Source organism: Microbacterium aerolatum (assembly GCF_007988825.1).
Lineage (GTDB): Bacteria > Actinomycetota > Actinomycetes > Actinomycetales > Microbacteriaceae > Microbacterium > Microbacterium aerolatum.
On sequence record NZ_BJUW01000010.1, the window covers coordinates 103,318 to 122,959 of the forward strand.

A 19,642-nucleotide genomic window follows, 5' to 3' on the forward strand; every position below is an offset into this window, starting at 1 on the left:
TGCTGCCGGGTCAGGGGCGTCCGCGCAGGACGGCCTGCTTGACCTCGGCGATCGCCTTGGTGACCTCGATGCCGCGCGGGCACGCCTCGGAGCAGTTGAAGGTCGTGCGGCAGCGCCAGACGCCTTCCTTGTCGTTGAGGATGTCCAGGCGCACATCGGCGTTGTCGTCGCGCGAGTCGAAGATGAAGCGGTGCGCGTTCACGATCGCGGCAGGGCCGAAGTACTGACCGTCGGTCCAGAACACCGGGCACGACGAGGTGCACGCGGCGCACAGGATGCACTTGGTGGTGTCGTCGAAGATCGCGCGGTCGGCGATCGACTGCACGCGCTCCTTGCCCTTCTCCGGGGTGGAGCCGGCGACGAGGAAGGGCTGCACTTCGCGGTAGGAGGCGAAGAACGGCTCCATGTCGACGATGAGGTCCTTCTCGAGCGGCAGGCCCTTGATCGCCTCGACGTAGATCGGCTTCGAGATGTCGAGGTCCTTGATCAGCGTCTTGCAGGCCAGGCGGTTGCGGCCGTTGATGCGCATGGCGTCGGATCCGCAGATGCCGTGCGCGCACGAGCGGCGGAACGACAGCGAGCCGTCGACCTCCCACTTGATCTTGTGCAGCGCGTCGAGCACGCGGTCGGTCGAGAACAGCTCGACGTCGTAGTCGACCCAGCGGGGTTCGGCATCCTTCTCGGGGTCGAAGCGGCGGACGATGAAGGTGACCAGGAAGGACTGGACCGCCGGATCTGCGGCGGCGGGAGCCTCGGCGACAGCGTTCGACATGGTCAGTACTTCCTCTCCATCGGCTGGTAGCGGGTCTGGACGACCGGCTTCGAGTCGAGCTTGATGTGGTCGGCCGGGGTCGACGAGTGCGGGTCGCCCGTCAGGTAGGCCATGGTGTGCTTCATCCAGTTGGCGTCGTCGCGCTTGGGGAAGTCGTCGCGCATGTGACCGCCGCGGCTCTCCTCGCGGTTCTGCGCGGCGTAGACGACGACCTCGGCGATGTCGAGCAGGAAGCCCAGCTCCACGGCCTCGAGCAGATCGGTGTTGAACCGGTGGCCCTTGTCGTCGACGTAGACGTTCTTGTAGCGCTCGCGCAGCTCGGCGATGACGCCGAGGACGTGCTCGAGGGACTCGTGGGTGCGGAACACCTGGGCTCCGCGATCCATCTCCTCCTGCAGCTTCTTGCGCAGCACGGCGACGCGCTCGGTGCCGTTGCTGTGGCGCAGGTTCTCGAGCATGTCCTTGACGAAGCCGGCCGGGTTCTCCGGCAGGGGCACGAACTCGGCGGTCTTGGCGTACGCGACGGCGTTGTTGCCGGCGCGCTTGCCGAACACGTTGATGTCGAGCAGCGAGTTGGTGCCCAGACGGTTGGAGCCGTGCACCGAGACGCAGGCGCACTCGCCGGCGGCGTACAGACCGGGCACGACGGTGTCGTTGTCGGCGAGGACCTCGGCGTCGTTGTTGGTCGGGATGCCGCCCATGGCGTAGTGGGCGGTCGGCATCACCGGGACCGGGTCGGTGACCGGGTCGACGCCCAGGTACGTGCGGGCGAACTCGGTGATGTCGGGGAGCTTGGTCTCGAGAACCTCCGCGCCGAGGTGCGTGCAGTCCAGGTAGACGTAGTCCTTGTGGGGACCGGCGCCGCGCCCGTCGAGAACCTCCTGCACCATGGAGCGCGCCACGATGTCACGCGGGGCGAGGTCCTTGATGGTCGGGGCGTAGCGCTCCATGAAGCGCTCGCCCGACTCGTTGCGCAGGATCGCGCCCTCACCGCGGGCGCCCTCGGTGAGCAGGATGCCGAGACCGGCGAGGCCGGTCGGATGGAACTGGAAGAACTCCATGTCCTCAAGCGGCAGGTTCTTGCGCCAGATGATGCCGACGCCGTCACCGGTCAGGGTGTGCGCGTTGGATGTCGTCTTGAAGATCTTGCCGAATCCACCGGTCGCGAAGATGACGGCCTTGGCCTGGAATACGTGCAGCTCGCCGGTGGAGAGGTCGTAGGCGACGACACCGGCGACGCCGGTCTTGCCGTCCTCGCCCTTCACCGTGATGAGGTCGAGCACGTAGAACTCGTTGAAGAAGTTGATGCCGAGCTTGACGCAGTTCTGGAACAGCGTCTGCAGAATCATGTGGCCCGTGCGGTCGGCGGCGTAGCAGGCGCGGCGCACGGGGGTCTTGCCGTGTTCGGCGGTGTGACCGCCGAAGCGGCGCTGGTCGATCTTGCCCTCAGGGGTGCGGTTGAACGGCAGCCCCATGTTCTCGAGGTCGATGACCGCGTCGATGGCCTCCTTGGCGAGGATCTCCGCCGCGTCCTGGTCGACGAGGTAGTCGCCGCCCTTGACCGTGTCGAAGGTGTGCCACTCCCAGCTGTCCTCCTCGACGTTCGCGAGGGCCGCTGCCATACCGCCCTGCGCCGCACCTGTGTGGGAGCGCGTCGGGTACAGCTTGCTGATCACGGCGGTCTTCGCACCGGGGCCGGCCTCGATGGCGGCACGCATGCCTGCGCCTCCGGCGCCGACGATCACGACGTCGAACTGGTGGTAGTGCACGCCGTCGCGGACGACGGAATCCTGAGTCTCGGTAGTCACTTCTCGTTGCTCTCTTCTCAGTTGCCGACGACGCCCGCGGCCACGCAGGTGTCCCACAGCGTGCTGGACTCCGTCACGCCGAGGCAGGGGTCGAAGGTGAACACGACCAGGGTGCCGAGGATGATCAGCAGGCCTGCGGCGAGGCCGATGGCCCAGACCAGCGCCTTGCGCACCTTCTCGGTGGTCACGTAGTCGTTGACGATCGTGCGCATGCCGTTGCCGCCGTGGATGAACGCGAGCCACAGCATCAGCACGTCCCACCACTGCCAGAACGGCGTGGCGAACTTGCCGGCGATGAAGGCGAAGTCGAGGGCGTGGATGCCCTCGCCGACCATGAGGTTGATGAACAGGTGGCCGAAGATGAGCACGATCAGCACGACGCCGGATGCGCGCATGAACACCCAGCCCCACTTCTCGAGGTTCACGCCGCGGCGGCGGCGCGCGGGTGCGGCGACAGTCTGCGCGGACATCAGTGACCCCCTCCGAATCCGGCGAATGCCAGCATCAGGTGGCGCGGCACGAAGCCGGCCATCAGTACGACCCATACGGCGAGCACGCCCCAGAAGATCTGCTTCTGGTAGCGGGCGCCCTTCGACCAGAAGTCGACGAGGATGATCCGCAGGCCGTTGATGGCGTGGAAGACGATGGCGGCGACCAGTACGACCTCGCCGAGCGCCATGATCGGGTTCTTGTAGGTGCCGATCACGGCGTTGTACGCCTCGGGGGAGACCCGGATCAGCGCAGTGTCCAGCACATGGACGAGCAGGAAGAAGAAGATCGCGACTCCGGTGATGCGGTGAAGCACCCACGACCACATGCCCTCACGGCCGCGATACAGCGTTCCGCGCGGGGTCCTGGACGTGGTTTCCGAAATCGACGGTGCGGGGCGTGAGCCTGCGGACACAGTCGTCCTCCCTAGTCGATGCGAGGTAGCAAGCGCTGGGTCCGAAACCGACCTCAGGGCATGCCCGATCGGGATCCATCCTATTCCTGTTCAAACGCTGAGAGCGACGAAGGGTGACCTAAGTCTCTCGACGTCGAGATTCCTTCCTCGCACTACGCTGAGGAGCATGAGCGAGCCGTTCGACGACTTCTACGCAGTGATCCCGGCCGGCGGCATCGGGAGCCGTTTGTGGCCCCTGTCCCGCGCGGATGCGCCCAAGTTCCTGCACGACCTGACCGGTTCCGGCAACTCCCTGCTGCGCGACACTTGGGATCGCCTCGAGCCCCTCGCCGGCCCCGAGCGCATCTCCGTCGTCACCGGCCGCGCGCACAGGGCGGCCGTCGAGGCCGAGCTTCCCGGCATCCCCGACATGAACGTGTTCCTCGAGTCCGAGCCGCGCGATTCGGCAGCCGCGATCGGCCTCGCAGCGGCCATCCTCCATCGGCGCAACCCGGACGTCATCATCGGATCCTTCGCCGCAGATCACGTCATCCGGGGCACCCGCACGTTCGAGTTCGCCGTGCAGCAGGCCGTCGCAGTCGCACGCGCCGGATACATCTGCACCATCGGCATCCAGCCCTCGGAGCCCTCGGTCGGCTTCGGGTACATCCACAAGGGCGATGAGCTGGTCGTCGACGGTGCACCCGAAGCGGCCACCGTCGAGCGATTCGTCGAGAAGCCCGACCTGGAGACTGCTAAGCAGTACTACGCCGACCGGTCTTTCCTGTGGAACGCCGGCATGTTCATCTCCAAGGCGAGCGTGCTGCTCGACGAGCTCGCAGCCAACGAGCCGGAACTGCACGCGGGGCTGCTCGAGCTCGCCGAGGCGTGGGACGACCGCGAGCGCCGCGGGCCCACCGTCGACCGTGTGTGGCCGAGGCTCAAGAAGATCGCGATCGACTATGCCGTCGCCGAGCCCGCCGCCGACAAGGGGCGCCTGGCCGTCATCCCCGGCCACTTCGACTGGGACGACGTGGGGGACTTCGCCTCGCTCACGAAGCTCATCTCCGCAGGGCGGAAGAACGACCTCGCGGTGCTCGGTCCCAAGGCCCGAGTGCTGTCGGATGCCGCGACGGGGATCCTCGTCAGCCAGACCTCGCGCGTGATCAGCCTCATCGGCGTGCAGGACATCGTCGTCGTGGACACCCCCGACGCGCTGCTGGTCACGACGACCGAGCACGCGCAGCGCGTGAAGGGCGTGGTCGAGTCGCTGAAGCTCTCCGGCCGCGGCGACGTCCTGTAGCCCTGTGGACGCGTCTATTGCGAGTTCATAACCATTAACCGTCGCGACGCTTCTGGATGCGGTAACACTGGGTAACTTAGCCAGACGGGCCTAGCGATCGGCGCAGGCCAGTAGTCGTGGAGGCTTACGTGACCATTTCCACCCGAAAGCGCGCTCTGGCCGCGCTCGTGGCGACCGGCGTCGCCGTCGCTCTCGCAGGCTGCGGAGCTGCTCCCGAGGATGACGGCGGGAACGCCGGAGGCGAGACGATCGACTTCCTGCCCTGCATCGTCTCGGATGCCGGCGGATTCGACGACAAGTCGTTCAACCAGCTCTCCTTCGAGGGCGTCGTGCAGGCAGCCGACGAGCTCGGTGTCGAGTACAAGAACGTCGAGTCCAACAGCGAGACCGACTTCGCCCCGAACCTGGAGAGCCTCGTCTCGCAGGGCTGCAACGCCGTCGTCTCGGTCGGCTTCGCGCTGTCCGCCGCGACCGTCGAGTCGGCTCTGGCCAACGAGGGCATCGACTACATCCTCGTCGACGACGCCGCCGACAACGACTTCGACGGCGAGAAGGATGCCGAGAACGTCAAGCCGCTGCTGTACGACACTGCCCAGGCCGCGTTCCTCGCCGGTTACCTGTCCGCCGGTTACTCCGAGACCGGCAAGGTCGGCACATACGGCGGCATGGAGTTCCCGACCGTGACCATCTTCATGGACGGCTTCTACCAGGGCGTCAACTACTACAACGAGCAGAACGACGCCGCTGTCGAGGTCGTCGGCTGGGACGGCAAGTCGGGCTCCTTCACCGGCGGCTTCGAGGCCGGCCCCGAGGCCAAGACCGTCGCGCAGAACATCATCGACCAGGGCGTCGACGTGCTTCTGCCGGTCGGTGGACCCATCTACCAGTCGGGCCTGCAGGCCATCAAGGAGTCCGGTCGTGACATCGCACTGATCGGTGCGGATGCCGACCTGTTCGTCACCGACCCGACGACGGCCGACTTCGTGCTGACCTCGATCCTCAAGGACATGAAGCTGTCCGTCTACGAGGCGACCATGAGCAGCGCGAACGACGAGTTCGACGCCGAGGCGTACGTCGGAACCCTGGAGAACGAGGGCGTCGGCATCGCCGAGCTCCACAACTTCGAGGACAAGGTCGACGCCGAGCTCTGGACCGCGGTCCAGGACCTGCAGCAGCAGATCATCGACGGTGAGGTCACCGTCACCTCGTACCTCGGCTGACCGAGGACGAAACCGAGGGGAGGTCGGCGACCCGCCGGCCTCCCCTCGCCGATGCCCGGGTGCCCACAGGAACCTGGGACGAAGCACCTTCCCTGATTAGGATCTGAATATGAAGCTTGAACTGCGCGGCATAACGAAGAGGTTCGGCGCGCTGACGGCCAACGACCACATCGATCTCACGATCGAACCGGGGGAGATCCACTGCCTCCTCGGGGAGAACGGCGCCGGGAAGTCGACGCTGATGAACGTGCTCTACGGCCTGTACCAGGCCGACGAGGGCGAGATCCTGCTGGACGACGTCGAGCAGCACTTCGCCGGCCCCGGCGACGCGATGGCCGCGGGCATCGGCATGGTGCACCAGCACTTCATGCTCATCCCGGTCTTCACCGTCGCCGAGAACGTCATGCTCGGTCACGAGAAGACGACGTTCGGTGGTCGCCTCGATCTCGCTGCGGCCCGTGCGATGGTGCGCGAGATCTCCGATCGTTTCGGCTTCGACGTCGACCCGGATGCCGTCGTCGAAGACCTTCCGGTCGGCGTGCAGCAGCGGGTGGAGATCATCAAGGCGCTCTCGCGCGATGCCAAGGTGCTCGTGTTCGACGAGCCGACCGCCGTGCTCACGCCGCAGGAGACCGATGAGCTGATGGCGACGATGCGTCAGCTGCAGGCCGGCGGCACATCCATCGTGTTCATCACCCACAAGCTCCGCGAGGTGCGAGAGGTCGCCGACCGCATCACGGTCATCCGTCTCGGCAAGGTCGTCGGCGAGGCTTCGCCGACAGCCAGCAACGAGGAACTCGCCTCGCTGATGGTGGGCCGCGCCGTCGAGCTCAAGGTGCAGAAGGAAGCCCCGAAGCTCGGCGACGAGGCACTCGTGGTGAAGGACCTCACCGTCACGGACCCGTTCGGCACCGTCCTCGTCGACGACGTGTCGTTCTCGGTGCGCGGCGGCGAGGTCCTCGTGATCGCCGGTGTGCAGGGCAACGGGCAGACCGAGCTCACCGAGGCGATCGTCGGACTCCAGGCCCGCGTCGACGGCAGCATCCTGCTCGGCGGCCAAGAGCTGATCGGCCGTTCGGTGCGCGACATCCTCGACGACGGCGTCGGGTTCGTGCCGGAGGATCGCAGCGTCGACGGCATCGTGAAGGAGTTCTCGATCGCCGAGAACCTCATGCTCGACCGTTCGGTCGGCGCTCCGTTCGTGAAGGCGGGCACTCTGCAGCTGGGCGCCCTCGACACCTTCGCCAAGGAGAAGATCGCCGAGTTCGACATCCGCACGCAGGGGCCGGCGCAGGCGGCCGGCCGACTCTCCGGCGGAAACCAGCAGAAGGTCGTTTTGGCGCGCGAGCTCAGCCGCGACCTGTCGCTGTTCGTCGCAGCGCAGCCGACGCGCGGCGTCGACGTCGGCTCGATCGAGTTCATCCACAAGCGCATCATCGAGACGCGCGACTCCGGCATCCCGGTGGTCGTGATCTCCACGGAACTGGATGAGGCGGCAGCTCTCGCCGACCGCATCATGGTGATGTACCGCGGCAAGGTCGTCGGCATCGTGCCCGGCGACACCTCCCGCGAGCAGCTCGGTCTCATGATGGCCGGAATGATCGAGACCGACACGACGGTCGCCGCCGCGTCGGCATCCGAGACCGAGGAGACCAGCGCATGACCGGCCCCGAGCTGAAGCCCATCGCGGCGGCGCCCGCCGACTTCGGCACCGAGCCCGCCGGCGCCGAGCCCGGCCGCTGGCACGGCGCGTTCCGGCGCATCGTCACCGGCAACGGCCTGATCTCCGTGCTCTCGGTGATCCTGGCGCTCATCGCCGGTGCGATCATGATCGCCTTCACCGATCCGGAGGTCCAGCGCACCGCGGGCTACTTCTTCGCCCGCCCGCAGGACATGCTGGTCGCGGTCTGGGAGTCGGTCTCCGGTGCCTACGTGGCGCTGTTCCAGGGAGCGGTCTACAACTTCCGCGTCGACGGCTTCGCCGCCGGCGTCAAGCCGCTGACCGAGACGCTCAAGTTCGCGACCCCGCTCATCGCAGCCGGTCTCGGCGTCGGGCTCGCGTTCCGCGCCGGCCTGTTCAACATCGGCGGTCAGGGACAGATGCTGATGGCCGCAGCGGCCGCCGGCTGGGTGGCCACGAGCATGAACCTGCCGTGGCCGCTGCACATGCTGGTCGCCATGGTCGCCGGCGTCGTCGCCGGAGCGCTGTGGGCCGGTATCGCCGGCATCCTGAAGGCGCGCACCGGCGCGCACGAGGTGATCGTCACGATCATGCTCAACCACATCGCGTTCTACCTTCTGGCATGGATGCTGGCGACGCAGGGAATCCTGCAGGCGCCTGGCTCCAACAACCCGAAGACTGCGGCGATGGCCGAGTCGGCGATCCTGCCCGACATCCTCGGTCCGCAGTACAACCTGCACGCGGGCTTCATCGTCGCCCTGATCGCCGTCGCCTTCACCTGGTGGCTACTGGAGCGCTCCAGCCTCGGCTTCCGGTTCCGTGCGGTGGGGGAGAACCCGACCGCAGCCAAGGTCGCCGGCATCAGCGTCGGCCGGATGTACCTGTACGTCATGCTGATCGCCGGTGGCCTCGTCGGCATCGCGGGCGTCAGCCAGGTGCTCGGCACCGTCACCAGCGGCTTCGGCGGCGACATCGACGCCGGCATCGGCTTCGACGCGATCACCGTCGCGCTGCTCGGCCGCTCGACGCCGCTGGGCATCCTCGCCGCCGGCATCCTGTTCGGCGCGTTCAAGGCCGGTGGCTTCGCCATGCAGGCCTCCGAGAACGTGCCGATCGAGATCGTGCTCGTCGTCCAGTCGCTGATCGTGCTGTTCATCGCCGCGCCTCCGCTGGTGCGCGCGATCTTCGGCCTGCCGCAGCCGGGTGCTCGCAGAAAGCCGAAGAGACCGAAGAAGCCGAAGAAGAATGCGGCGCAGATCGCCGAGGAGGTGTCCGCATGACCATCACGGCTGAAGCGGTGGTCAGTGACGAGCAGCGTCACGTCACGATCACCTCCTGGAAGACGCCGATCATCTTCGGCCTGTTCACCGTCCTGTTCGCACTGCTCCCGCTGCTCGCGCCGCGGGAGGGCGACAGCACCTTCCGACTGGTCCGTTCCGCGGATGCCGCGATCCAGCTCCCCGAGCTCGTGCTGCCGGCCAACGCCACCGCGTGGGTCGCCGTCGTCCTGCTCGCGGCTGTGACCGTCCTGTCGATCGTGTGGACGCGCGCCCGCCGCCGGCTGCCGCTGTGGCTCACGGTCGTCTACGTCGTCGTCCTGCTGGTCGGGTTCCTCGCCTGGGCATCCGCCGGCGGCACCCTGCCGATGATCGGCCTGCTCGGCGGAGCGCTGGCGCTCGCGACCCCGCTGATCTTCGGCGCCCTCGGCGGCGTGATCGGCGAGCGGGTGGGTGTGGTCAACATCGCCATCGAGGCGCAGCTGCTCGCCGGTGCGTTCATGGCCGCCGTCGTGGGATCCGCGACCGGCAGCCCGTGGGTGGGTCTCATCGCCGCGATGCTCGCAGGCGTGCTGGTCTCGCTCGTCCTCGCCGTGTTCGCCATCACCTACTACGTCAACCAGGTGATCGTCGGTGTCGTGCTGAACGTGCTCGTCGCGGGACTGACGACGTTCCTCTACCGCCAGGTGCTCAACGCCAACCCCGAGACGCTGAACTCCCCGCCGCTGTTCCCGGTGCTGCCGATCCCGCTGCTGAGCGAGATCCCGGTGCTGGGCCCGGTGCTGTTCCGTCAGACGATCATCGTGTACCTCATGTACGTCACGGTGTTCCTGGTCTGGTTCGGCCTGTACCGCACCCGCTGGGGCCTGCGCCTGCGCGCGGTCGGCGAGCACCCGCAGGCGGCGGACACCGTGGGCATCAAGGTCGCAGCGACCCGCTACTGGAACGTGATGCTCGCCGGCGCGATCGCCGGCATGGGCGGCGCGTTCTACACGCTGGTCACGAACCCGCAGTTCGGCCGCGAGATGACGGCGGGCGCCGGCTACATCGCCCTGGCCGCCGTGATCTTCGGAAAGTGGGACCCGGTGCGCGCGACGCTCGCGGCGCTGCTGTTCGGCTTCGCCACGAACCTGCAGGGCGTGCTGTCGGTCATCGGCTCTCCGGTGCCGAGCCAGTTCATGCTGATGCTGCCGTACGTCGTGACGATCTTCGCAGTTGCAGGACTCGTCGGGCGCTCGCGTCCGCCGGCGGCATCCGGGGAACCGTACATCAAGAGCTAGAGCCATCAAGAGCTAGAGGAGCTATGACAGACATCGACTGGGACGAGCTTCGTCACGTCGCCACCGAGGCCATGCACAAGGCCTACGCCCCGTACTCGCGCTACAAGGTTGGAGCCGCCGCGCTCGTCGCCGACGGCCGAATCGTCTCCGGATGCAACGTCGAGAACGCCTCTTACGGCGTCGGACTGTGTGCGGAGTGCGCACTGGTGGGCGACCTGCACATGTCCGGCGGCGGCCAGCTCGTCGCGTTCGTGTGCGTGAACGGAGACGGGCAGACGATCATGCCGTGCGGCCGGTGCCGACAGCTGCTGTTCGAGCACTCGATGCCTGAGATGCTGCTGGAGACCGTGTCGGGGATCCGCACGATCGACGAGGTTCTGCCGGACGCATTCGGCCCGCGCGACCTGGAGACCGTCCGATGAGCGCCGTCGAGCCGTTCGACGCCATCGACGTCATCCGCGCCAAGCGCGATGGCGGCGTCGTGCCGGAGCCGGCGCTGCGATGGATGGTCGACGCGTACACCCGCGGCTACGTCTCCGACGCGCAGATGGCCTCGTTCGCGATGGCCGTGTTCCAGCGCGGCATGGAGCGCGACGAGATCCGCGTGCTCACCGACGCCATGATCGCATCGGGGGAGCGGATGAGCTTCGCCGAGCTCGGCAAGCGCACCGTCGACAAGCACTCCACCGGGGGCGTGGGGGACAAGATCACCCTGCCGCTGGCACCGCTGGTGGCATCGTTCGGGGTCGCCGTGCCGCAGCTGAGCGGCCGTGGCCTCGGCCACACCGGCGGGACGCTCGACAAGCTCGAGTCGATCCCCGGCTGGCGCGCCGCGCTGTCGAACGAGGAGATGTTCGCGCAGATGCGCGGCGACGTCGGAGCGGTGATCTGCGCTGCCGGCTCCGGTCTCGCTCCCGCCGACAAGAAGCTTTACGCGCTGCGCGATGTCACCGGTACCGTCGAGGCGATTCCGCTGATCGCGTCGAGCATCATGTCGAAGAAGATCGCCGAGGGGACCGACGCGCTCGTGCTCGACGTGAAGTTCGGCTCGGGTGCCTTCATGCAGGACATCGATCGTGCCCGTGAGCTCGCGCAGACCATGGTCGCGCTCGGCACCGACTCCGGGGTCGCGACCACGGCGCTGCTGACCGACATGAACGTGCCGCTCGGACGGGCGATCGGAAATGCCAACGAGGTGCGCGAATCGGTCGAGGTCCTCGCCGGCGGCGGCCCTGCCGACGTGCGCGAACTCACGATCGCGCTGGCTCGCGAGATGCTCGCCCTCGCCGGACACCCGGATGCCGACGTCGAAGCAGCTCTCGACGACGGACGTGCCATGGACACCTGGAAGGCGATGATCCGCGCCCAGGACGGCGACCCGGATGCAGAGCTCCCGACCGCACGCGAGACGCACGTCGTCACGGCCGAGGCCGACGGTGTGATCACCCGTATGGACGCCCTGCCCTTCGGCATCGCTGCCTGGCGCCTCGGCGCCGGCCGCGCCCGCGCCGAGGATCAGGTCGTGCACGCGGCCGGAATCGATCTGCACGCCAAGCCGGGCGATCGCGTGACCGCGGGGCAGCCGTTGTTCACGCTCTCCGCCGAGGATGCCGGACGGTTCCCGCGCGCGCTGGATGCACTCGAAGACGCCTGGGCGCTCGGCGAGACGGCGCCGGAGATCGGGCCCCTCGTCCGCGAGCGCATCACCGCGTAGGCTGTAGCGCGGACCACCGCGCGCCGGGTTTCTGAGAGGACGATATTCATGTCGATCGCATCCGACGGTGACGTCAGGATCCAGGGCGTCTCGCTGCGCTCGCTGCCGAAGATCTCGCTGCACGACCACCTCGACGGAGCAGTGCGCCCCGATACGGTGTTCGAGCTCGCCAAGGACATCGGGCTGGAGCTGCCGGCCGAATCGGGCCGCAAGCTCGGCGACTGGTTCGGCGCGCAAGCCGACTCCGGCTCGCTGGTGAAGTACCTGAAGTCGTTCGACCTCACCGTCGGCGTGATGCAGAGCGCCGAGGGACTCACCCGCGTCGCCCGCGAGTTCGTCGAGGATCTCGCCGAGGACGGCGTCGTCTACGGCGAGGTGCGGTGGGCTCCCGAGCAGCACCTGGCCGGGGGGCTGTCGCTGGATGATGCGGTCGACGCCGTGCAGCAGGGGATCGAGGAGGGCGAGGACGCCGTGGACCGCGACGGTCGCAGCATCCGGGTCGGCCAGATCCTCAGCGCCATGCGTCACAAGGACCGCGCCCTCGAGATCGCCGAGCTCGCCATCGACCACCGCGAGGACGGCGTCGTCGGGTTCGACATCGCCGGTCCGGAGGACGGGTACCCGGCTTCCGATCACCGCGAGGCGTTCGAGCTGCTCGCCGCGAACTTCATGCCCGTGACCGTGCACGCCGGTGAGGCCGCCGGCCTGGCGTCCATCCGCAGCGCCCTGCTCGACGGCCGCGCCCTGCGCATCGGCCACGGGGTGCGCCTGGTGTCGGACCTCGAGGTCATGGGGCGCGACGGGGACGAGGTGCAGGTCAAGTTCGGAGACCTCGCCCGCTGGGTTCGCGACCGCGAGATCCCGCTCGAGCTGTCGCCGTCATCGAATCTGCACACCGGGGCGATCGAGGCGTGGGGGACTGAACTCGCGGACCACCCGTTCGACCTGCTGTACCAGCTCGGCTTCGCCGTCACCGTGAACGTCGACAACCGCACCATGAGCGGCACCTCGCTGACGCGCGAGCTCGCGCTGCTGGTCGACGCGTTCGGATACGACCTCGACGACCTCGAGACGTTCCAGTTCAATGCCGCAGCGGCGTCGTTCCTGCCGGTCGAGGAGCGCGAGGAGCTCGTCGAGATGATCGCCGACGGCTTCCAGGGCACATGACCCGCGTGCGATGAGCGCACCGGCCGTCTTCATCGCGGGTCCCGCGTCCTGGAACTCGATCGTCGTCCTGGACAGGCTCCCCGAGCCGACTCCGCACATGCAGTTCGCCGAGGCGAGCTGGAAGACGCTCGGCGGAACGAGTGCGGGCAAGGCGCTGAGTCTGACCTCCCTCGCGACGCCGGTGACGCTGTACGCCCTCGTGGGAGCGGACGACGCGGGCGATCGGGTCAGGGCCGCGCTGACCGCTGCCGGCGTGGATGCGCTGTGGGGGCCGGGTGAGGAGACCGAACGCCATCTGAACCTGATGACCCGCGCCGGCGAGCGCGTCTCGCTGTACCTGTCCACGCCGTCCGCCGGTGACGGCGCGATCCCGGACGAGGTGCGCGTCGCGATGGCGGATGCCGACGTCGTGGTCCTCGATCTGGCAGAGGAACCGCGTCGTCTGCTTCCGCTCGCCGCCGGCAGCGGTCGACCGATCTGGATCGACGTGCACGACTACGACGGCGCCGCGGAGTACCACCGCCCGTTCCTCGCGGCCGCCGACGCCGTGTTCTGCAATGCCGACAAACTGGCCGATCCGGTGGACTTCCTGCGTTCCCGGGTCGCTGCCGGCGCGTCGTTCGCGGTGTGCACGCTCGGCGCGGACGGGGCGGTGGCCGTCGACGCGGACGGAACGCTGCATCGGGTGCCGGCGGTCCCCGTCGACGTGGTCGACACCAACGGCGCCGGGGACGGATTCTTCGCCGGTGTGCTGGCCGCCCGGCTGGGCGGAGCATCCCTGGCCCAGGCGCTGCGTGCCGGCGCGCACTCGGCGTCGGTCTCGCTGGGCAGCAGGCACCTGCATCCGCTCCTCGACGCCGTCCTCTGAGCGGCTGAGCGGGCCGCTTCGCCCGCGATCAGCGCTCGAGGAACCCGGCGAGCAGGTCCGTCACGGTCTCGTGCATCTCGTCGTCCGAGATGGTCGGCGTGCCGTCGCCGTTCTGCGGACCGTAGTCGCCGAAGGATGCGTGCGATGCGCCGTCGATCTCGACCAGGTCGGCGGTCGCCGGCAGCAGATGCCGGGCGTCGGCGATCTTCGCGGGGGTCGAGAGGCCGTCCTCGCTGCCGGACAGACTGAGCACCGCGAGATCGGTTCCTGAGAGGTCCGTCGAGCAGTACGACGCGAACAGCACGAGCGCCGCGGCGTCCTCGGTCAGCTGGCACGCCCGCACCCCGCCGAGGGAATGTCCGCCGACGCTCCACTCGTCGACCTCCGGTGCCGCGGAGGTGAAGGCATCCAGGCCGCGCGGGTCGAAGAACGCCAGGTTCAGCCACGGCCGGGTGATCACCACCGTCGTACCCGCCGCAGCGGTGTCCCGAAGGACGGCGACATAGGCCCATGGGTCGACCTTGGCGCCGGGCACGAACACCAGGCCGGTGTCCGAGCCGCCGGCGGCGGGCGCGATCACGATCCCCTCCGGCGCATCGCGGATCGTGATGTCCGGATCGGCCTGCGCCTCGGACAGCGGCCCCTCCTCAGCGGCCATGACGCCGATCTGCGTCCATGCGAGCGTGCCGCCGACGGCGAGGACGAGCACGATCACCACACCCCACAGCGTCCATCCGGCGACGTGTCTGCCCCGTGACCTCTGCACGAACTCAGATTACGTGTCGCGCACCGTGCCCGGATGCGTTGCGAGATACTCCTCGAACGCCTCCTCGCTCGTGCGCGAGGGCGTGAAGCCGAACTCCTCCTTCAGCAGCCCGTTCGCCAGCACGGGACGGTAGCGCAGGAAGATCACCTTCTCGGGGCCGTGCGGGGTCAGGCGCAGCATCCGGCCCACCCGCAGCGCGGCCGACAGCGCCCAGGCGGGCAGCGTGAGCAGCGGCTTGCCGAGACGTGCGGCGATCTCCGGCACGGTCAGGCAGCCGTCGCCCGCGACGTTGTAGATCCCGGCTGGGCCGTCGGTCGCGGCGCGCACCATGGCGGCGGCGACGTCGTCGACCCACGCGAACACGAACGGCGAGTCCGATCCGGCGACCCGCAGGATGCGGCGACCGTCCCACAGCGCCGTGATCTGGTTGTGCACGTCCGGGCCGAGGATCGTGCCGATGCGGAAGGTCACCTGCTCGAGCTCCGGATGGGTGCTGCGGTGCGCGGCGAGCATCTCCTCGACGAGTCGTTTGTGGCGCGCGTACGGGAACACGTCGTTGCCGCGCAGCGGCTGCGTCTCGTCGACCCACTCCGGGTTGTCCGCGTGGTATCCGTACGCGGCGCCGGAGCTGGACACCACGATGCGGCGCACGCCGGTGGCGACGCAGGCCGCCAGCACGTTGGCGGTGCCGGTGACGTCGACGCGGTACTCGAGGTCCGCGTCGTCGCCGGGATTCACGATCGCCGCGAGATGCACCACGGTGTCGATCCGGTGCTCCCGCAGCACCGGCGCGATGCCCGCGGCGTCGGTCACGTCGAGATGAGCGAGGCGGATGCCGTCCCGCTCGGCGCCGTCGCGCACATCGGCCGCCACGACCAGCTCGACGTCGCCGCGCGCGGCCAGGAGACCTGCGACGTGCGAGCCGAGGAAGCCGTTGCCGCCGGTGATCAGCACGCGCGTCACGGCGACGGCTCCAGGGCGCTGCGGCCGCTGGCGTCGCCGGCGGGGGAGCCGGTGCGCCGCCGGGTGTGCCGGGCCCACAGGCTCGCGACGACGAGCCCGGCGACGATGTCCCAGATCCCCCACCAGCCGGCGACGATCGCCATGCCGCCGAGCCCGTCGAAGAACGCGAACACGATGCCCAGGCCGAGCCCGGCGTTGCGGATGCCGACCTCGAAGGTCATGGCCTTGCGCTCCCGCGTGCCCAGGCCCCCGACCACGGCCGTGCCGTAGCCGAGCGCGAGTGCGACCGCATCGTGGACCGTCACCACGAGCACGATGATCCCGAGCACGCTGACGAAGACCGACCAGTTGCCCACCAGGGCCACGACGATGAATGCGACCAGCGCCAGCAGGCTGAACCACTTCACGAACGGGTGCGCCTTCTCGGCGACGCGCGGCAGCTTCGCCCGCACGAGGAGGCCGACGGCGAACGGCAGCCCGATGATGAGCACGATCTCCAGCAGCATCTTCGGCGGGTCCAGGGCCACCTGGCGCAGCACGGCGCTCGCGGTCGGATGCAGCGACCCCCAGAACGCGATGCTCAGCGGCATCGCGACGATGTAGAGCAGGTTCCCGACGGCTGTCATCGACACCGACAGGGCGACGTTCCCGCCCGAGCGGTGCGTGAGAACCTGCGAGATGTTGCCGGGCGGGCAGCAGGCCACCAGGATCATCCCCATCGCCATGGATGCGGTCACCGGCAGCACGAGCGTCAGGGCGAACGTGACGATCGGCAACAGGAGAAGCTGCGCGAGGATCGCGATGATGAAGGGCTTCGGATGCTTCGCAACCACCCGGAAGTCGCTCGGCGCGGTGTCCAGGGCGATCCCGAGCATGATGAGCCCGAGCACCACGTTCAGGAGCGTCAGCGAACCCGGGGTGAAGCTCAGGACGACATCGTCGACGTTCATACTGCCTCCACCGCCTTGCGCTCGGATCGGAGTGCGCCACGGTACGCATCCTTGTTGACGTAGTACGACATCCGGTCCAGAGCCAGGTATCGGTACCCGCCCGTCACATCGGGCCATGCCACGCCGGTGACCCTGGCGCGGAAACGCTCCGCGCGCGCCGGGTCGCGCTCGCTGGCGGCGAGATACGCGGCGAGCAGCTCGGCCTGCTCGTACCTGCCCTGCCACCCGAGGCCGGACGCCTCGACCATGCCCATCACGTAGAGTCCGTTGAACGCCGCGGGGAACATGTTGAGGAACAGCCGAGGGGAGGCGCCGCGCCAGGACAGGTGCTCGCGATCGACGAACGGGTAATCGAGGCTGTAGCCGGTCGCCAGCAGCACCAGGTCGTATTCGCCGGACGTGTTGTCGCGGAACCGCACAGTCTCGCCGTCGAAACGCGCCACGTCGGCGCGGATGCGCAGATCGCCCTGGCCGAGGTGGTTCAGCACCATGGTGTTCACGATCGGATGCGACTCGTAGATGCGGTAGTCGGGCTTCGGGAATCCGAACTTCACCGGGTCGCCGGTGAACGCCTTCAGCACACGCGAGTCGAGGGCCTGCTTGATGCGGGCGGGCAGCGGACGCCCCTGATTGAGAGTGTCGCTGGGTCGCCCGAACAGGTACCGGGGCACGAAGTAGTACCCGCGCCGCACACTCATGTCGACGGATGCCGCATGGTGGACGGCATCCACGGCGATGTCGCAGCCGGAGTTTCCCGCGCCGACGATGAGCACGCGCTTGCCGTGCAGCTGCCTGGCGCTCTTGTATTCGTGCGTGTGCATGATCTCGCCGGCGAACTCGCCGTCGAACGCCGGCACGCTCGGCTCGGCGAGGGTGCCGTTGGCGAGGATCACACCCGCGTACCAGGCGGTGTGCTCGCCATCCGGGCCCTCAGAGGTGAGATCCCAGCCGCCGTCGCGGGGTTCCAGCCGCATCACTCGCGTGTCGAATCGGAACATCGCGGTGAGACCGAAGTGATCGGCGTACGACTGGAAGTACTCCAGCAGCACCGCGTGACTCGGGTAGTCGACCTCGGACCGCATCGGGAACTCGGCGAACTCGGTGGTCGTCCGCGACGAGATGAGATGCGCGGACTCGTACATCGAGCTGCGCGGATTCGCGATGTCCCAGAGGCCGCCGACGCCGTGCGAGGCCTCGTAGCCGTCCACGTCGATGCCCTGCTTCTGCAGCGCTCGTGCTGCCGACAGGCCCGAAGGGCCCGCGCCGATGACGGCGTACCTGCTCATGTATTGCTCCCCGCACGACTGTGTGCTGATCTGTCGACCCCGGGCTCGATCCTAGCCTGAGTCGTGAGCCTCAGTGTCAGCGTCGGCGGGTCCGCGTGTCAGAGCGTGCGCAGCTCCTGCTGCCGGGCGGCGAACACCTCGTGCACGGCGGCGAACAGCGGGTGCTCCGGCTCCAGCCCGGTCACGGTGGCGGTGAGCGTGTCGGCGTCCTCGTTGCGCAGCATCCTCTGCAACTCGACCGACTGCTCGTCGGCCGGGTCGTCGAAGGCCACGGTCGCGGCGACGGCGGCGACCAGGGCCGACGTCGGCAGCCCGCGCTCGGCGGCCTGGGCGGCGGGCCCGATGAAGCGCTCGTGGCGCGACAGCTTGCGCAACGGCTGACGGCCGACGCGCTGGACGGTGTCGACGAGTTCGGGGTTGCGGAACCGGTCGAGGATCGTTGCCCGGTACTCGGCGAGATCGGCCGGGTCAAGGCCGTGCACGGCGGAGAGCACGGCGGAGGTCTCCTCCAGCGCGGCACCGACTCGCTCGGCGATCGACGGGTCGGCGAGTGCGTCCGAGATGCGGGTGATGCGCGCCTGTGCACCGAAGTACGCCGTCGCGGCATGCCCGGTGTTCACTGTGAAGAGCTTGCGCTCGATGTACGGCCCCAGGTCGTCGACGAAGTGCGCGCCGGGGATGCTGGGCAGGTCGCCTGCGAACGGCCCGGATTCGATGGCCCACTCGAAGTACGGTTCGACGGTGACATCGACACCGGCGCCCTCGGGCTGGGCCGGGACGATACGGTCGACCGCGGTGTTGGCGAACACGGCGCGCTCGGCCGCGCGCGGGTCCAGTTTCAGGATCTCGGCGCGCAGCTGATCCGTCGCGCCGATCGCGTTCTCGCACGCCATGACCTGAAGCTTCGGCAGGCCGGGGTCGCGCAGGACGAGACCGGCGACGATCGCAGGGGCGATGAACCGCAGCACGGTCGGGCCCACCGCGCACGTGACGACGTCGGCGGTCGCGACCTCGTCGGCGACGGCATCCGGACTCTCCGCGCTGTTGACGGCGCGGTACCCGGTGACGACCCGGTCGACGCCACCGGGGCCTGCCTCGTGGACCGTGTACGAGTCGGTGGCGTTGATGGCGTCCACCAGTGCACCGGCCACGTCGGAGAACACCACCTCGTAGCCGCCCTCGTGCAGCAGCAGCCCGACGAAGCCGCGCCCGATGTTCCCTGCGCCGAAGTGGACGGCCTTCATCCCTCGTTCACCGCCGACAGCAGGGCGAACAGCTCATCAGGCGTCTGCGCCGCATTGAGCTTCGCGACGTCGTCCTCGTCGGAGAACAGGATGGCGATCTGCGAAAGGATCTCGAGGTGCTCGTCGCCGCGGCCGGCGATGCCGATCACGAAGGTGGCCTGCTCGCCTGCCCAGTCGACACCGCCGTCGTAGCGGACGACGGACAGTCCCGAGGCGAGGATCGCCTCCTTGGTCTCGTTGGTGCCATGCGGGATGGCCAGGCCATTGCCCATGAAGGTCGAGACCGTCTCCTCGCGCTGACGCATCGCGTCGACGTAGGCGGGGGTGACGGCGCCGGCGGCGACGAGGATGTCGGTCGCCTCCTGCAGTGCCTGTTCCTGGGTGGCGCTGCCGCTGTGGATGCGGACCTGGCCGATCGTGAGGACGCCCATCATGTCTCCTTCGTTGTGGGGCGGGGCGG

19 protein-coding genes are annotated in these 19,642 nt (G+C 68.5%); 9 read left to right on the forward strand and 10 right to left on the reverse strand.

Features of this window, described 5'->3' with window-relative positions; genetic code table 11:
- Positions 1–10: 10 nt before the first annotated feature.
- Genes MAE01_RS11650 through sdhC form a run of 4 tightly spaced genes read right to left on the reverse strand, consistent with a single transcriptional unit; the run spans position 11 to position 3,484 of the window.
- Positions 11–772 (reverse strand): succinate dehydrogenase iron-sulfur subunit, encoded by a 762-nt coding sequence (locus MAE01_RS11650; protein ID WP_147039724.1) that lies wholly within the window; start codon positions 770–772, stop codon positions 11–13.
- A 2-nt stretch (positions 773–774) separates the two neighbouring features.
- A complete protein-coding gene (sdhA, locus tag MAE01_RS11655; RefSeq protein WP_147039725.1) occupies positions 775–2,580 on the reverse strand; it encodes a succinate dehydrogenase flavoprotein subunit in 1,806 nt (601 codons plus the stop codon).
- Positions 2,581–2,597: 17 nt separating this feature from the next.
- Positions 2,598–3,050, reverse strand: a complete 453-nt coding sequence (locus MAE01_RS11660) for a succinate dehydrogenase hydrophobic membrane anchor subunit (RefSeq protein WP_147039726.1) — start codon at positions 3,048–3,050, stop codon at positions 2,598–2,600.
- On the reverse strand, positions 3,050–3,484 hold the full coding sequence (sdhC, locus tag MAE01_RS11665; protein ID WP_147039727.1) for a succinate dehydrogenase, cytochrome b556 subunit: 435 nt from the start codon (positions 3,482–3,484) through the stop codon (positions 3,050–3,052). The genes MAE01_RS11660 and sdhC overlap by 1 nt, the downstream gene beginning before the upstream one ends.
- Positions 3,485–3,650: 166 nt before the next feature.
- Between sdhC and MAE01_RS11670 the strand changes: the two genes are divergently transcribed.
- The 9 genes from MAE01_RS11670 (at position 3,651) to MAE01_RS11710 (ending at position 13,973) form a co-directional block, all read left to right on the forward strand.
- Positions 3,651–4,766, forward strand: coding sequence for a mannose-1-phosphate guanylyltransferase (locus tag MAE01_RS11670; protein ID WP_147039728.1), 1,116 nt, complete (start codon positions 3,651–3,653; stop codon positions 4,764–4,766).
- A 128-nt stretch (positions 4,767–4,894) separates the two neighbouring features.
- Positions 4,895–5,986 (forward strand): BMP family lipoprotein, encoded by a 1,092-nt coding sequence (locus MAE01_RS11675; protein ID WP_222591678.1) that lies wholly within the window; start codon positions 4,895–4,897, stop codon positions 5,984–5,986.
- Between the two features lie 109 nt (positions 5,987–6,095).
- On the forward strand, positions 6,096–7,649 hold the full coding sequence (locus tag MAE01_RS11680) for an ABC transporter ATP-binding protein (RefSeq protein WP_147039729.1): 1,554 nt from the start codon (positions 6,096–6,098) through the stop codon (positions 7,647–7,649).
- A complete protein-coding gene (locus tag MAE01_RS11685; protein ID WP_147039730.1) occupies positions 7,646–8,947 on the forward strand; it encodes an ABC transporter permease in 1,302 nt (433 codons plus the stop codon). Before MAE01_RS11680 ends, MAE01_RS11685 begins: the two co-directional genes overlap by 4 nt.
- On the forward strand, positions 8,944–10,224 hold the full coding sequence (locus tag MAE01_RS11690; RefSeq protein ID WP_147039731.1) for an ABC transporter permease: 1,281 nt from the start codon (positions 8,944–8,946) through the stop codon (positions 10,222–10,224). Before MAE01_RS11685 ends, MAE01_RS11690 begins: the two co-directional genes overlap by 4 nt.
- Positions 10,225–10,247: 23 nt before the next feature.
- Positions 10,248–10,646: a cytidine deaminase gene (locus MAE01_RS11695; RefSeq protein ID WP_147039732.1), complete on the forward strand. Its 399-nt coding sequence runs from the start codon at positions 10,248–10,250 to the stop codon at positions 10,644–10,646.
- Complete coding sequence (locus MAE01_RS11700; RefSeq protein ID WP_147039733.1) at positions 10,643–11,938, forward strand: thymidine phosphorylase; 1,296 nt, start codon at positions 10,643–10,645, stop codon at positions 11,936–11,938. Before MAE01_RS11695 ends, MAE01_RS11700 begins: the two co-directional genes overlap by 4 nt.
- 48 nt (positions 11,939–11,986) lie before the next feature.
- Complete coding sequence (locus MAE01_RS11705; RefSeq protein WP_147039734.1) at positions 11,987–13,105, forward strand: adenosine deaminase; 1,119 nt, start codon at positions 11,987–11,989, stop codon at positions 13,103–13,105.
- Positions 13,106–13,115: 10 nt separating this feature from the next.
- Complete coding sequence (locus MAE01_RS11710; RefSeq protein ID WP_147039735.1) at positions 13,116–13,973, forward strand: carbohydrate kinase family protein; 858 nt, start codon at positions 13,116–13,118, stop codon at positions 13,971–13,973.
- Between the two features lie 28 nt (positions 13,974–14,001).
- Here MAE01_RS11710 and MAE01_RS11715 read toward each other — a convergent pair whose 3' ends face one another.
- From MAE01_RS11715 to MAE01_RS11740, 6 genes are all read right to left on the reverse strand, one after another.
- Entirely contained in the window at positions 14,002–14,739 is a 738-nt protein-coding gene (locus MAE01_RS11715) for an alpha/beta hydrolase (RefSeq protein ID WP_229718286.1), read from the reverse strand.
- A 9-nt stretch (positions 14,740–14,748) separates the two neighbouring features.
- Positions 14,749–15,702 (reverse strand): SDR family oxidoreductase, encoded by a 954-nt coding sequence (locus tag MAE01_RS11720; RefSeq protein WP_147039736.1) that lies wholly within the window; start codon positions 15,700–15,702, stop codon positions 14,749–14,751.
- Positions 15,699–16,652, reverse strand: a complete 954-nt coding sequence (locus MAE01_RS11725; RefSeq protein ID WP_147039737.1) for a bile acid:sodium symporter family protein — start codon at positions 16,650–16,652, stop codon at positions 15,699–15,701. Before MAE01_RS11725 ends, MAE01_RS11720 begins: the two co-directional genes overlap by 4 nt.
- Entirely contained in the window at positions 16,649–17,938 is a 1,290-nt protein-coding gene (locus MAE01_RS11730) for a flavin-containing monooxygenase (protein WP_147039738.1), read from the reverse strand. The genes MAE01_RS11725 and MAE01_RS11730 overlap by 4 nt, the downstream gene beginning before the upstream one ends.
- 98 nt (positions 17,939–18,036) lie before the next feature.
- Positions 18,037–19,182: a mannitol-1-phosphate 5-dehydrogenase gene (locus MAE01_RS11735; RefSeq protein WP_147039739.1), complete on the reverse strand. Its 1,146-nt coding sequence runs from the start codon at positions 19,180–19,182 to the stop codon at positions 18,037–18,039.
- On the reverse strand, positions 19,179–19,613 hold the full coding sequence (locus MAE01_RS11740; RefSeq protein ID WP_147039740.1) for a PTS mannitol transporter subunit IIA: 435 nt from the start codon (positions 19,611–19,613) through the stop codon (positions 19,179–19,181). The genes MAE01_RS11735 and MAE01_RS11740 overlap by 4 nt, the downstream gene beginning before the upstream one ends.
- Positions 19,614–19,642 lie beyond the last annotated feature (29 nt).

Coding starts and splice junctions, on each gene's coding strand:
- MAE01_RS11650 (WP_147039724.1), bottom strand. CDS start 772: ATGTCGAACGCTGTCGCCGAGGCTCCCGCCGCCGCAGATCCGGCGGTC.
- MAE01_RS11660 (WP_147039726.1), bottom strand. CDS start 3,050: ATGTCCGCGCAGACTGTCGCCGCACCCGCGCGCCGCCGCCGCGGCGTG.
- MAE01_RS11670 (WP_147039728.1), top strand. CDS start 3,651: ATGAGCGAGCCGTTCGACGACTTCTACGCAGTGATCCCGGCCGGCGGC.
- MAE01_RS11680 (WP_147039729.1), top strand. CDS start 6,096: ATGAAGCTTGAACTGCGCGGCATAACGAAGAGGTTCGGCGCGCTGACG.
- MAE01_RS11685 (WP_147039730.1), top strand. CDS start 7,646: ATGACCGGCCCCGAGCTGAAGCCCATCGCGGCGGCGCCCGCCGACTTC.
- MAE01_RS11690 (WP_147039731.1), top strand. CDS start 8,944: ATGACCATCACGGCTGAAGCGGTGGTCAGTGACGAGCAGCGTCACGTC.
- MAE01_RS11695 (WP_147039732.1), top strand. CDS start 10,248: ATGACAGACATCGACTGGGACGAGCTTCGTCACGTCGCCACCGAGGCC.
- MAE01_RS11700 (WP_147039733.1), top strand. CDS start 10,643: ATGAGCGCCGTCGAGCCGTTCGACGCCATCGACGTCATCCGCGCCAAG.
- MAE01_RS11705 (WP_147039734.1), top strand. CDS start 11,987: ATGTCGATCGCATCCGACGGTGACGTCAGGATCCAGGGCGTCTCGCTG.
- MAE01_RS11710 (WP_147039735.1), top strand. CDS start 13,116: ATGAGCGCACCGGCCGTCTTCATCGCGGGTCCCGCGTCCTGGAACTCG.
- MAE01_RS11725 (WP_147039737.1), bottom strand. CDS start 16,652: ATGAACGTCGACGATGTCGTCCTGAGCTTCACCCCGGGTTCGCTGACG.
- MAE01_RS11730 (WP_147039738.1), bottom strand. CDS start 17,938: ATGAGCAGGTACGCCGTCATCGGCGCGGGCCCTTCGGGCCTGTCGGCA.
- MAE01_RS11735 (WP_147039739.1), bottom strand. CDS start 19,182: ATGAAGGCCGTCCACTTCGGCGCAGGGAACATCGGGCGCGGCTTCGTC.
- MAE01_RS11740 (WP_147039740.1), bottom strand. CDS start 19,613: ATGGGCGTCCTCACGATCGGCCAGGTCCGCATCCACAGCGGCAGCGCC.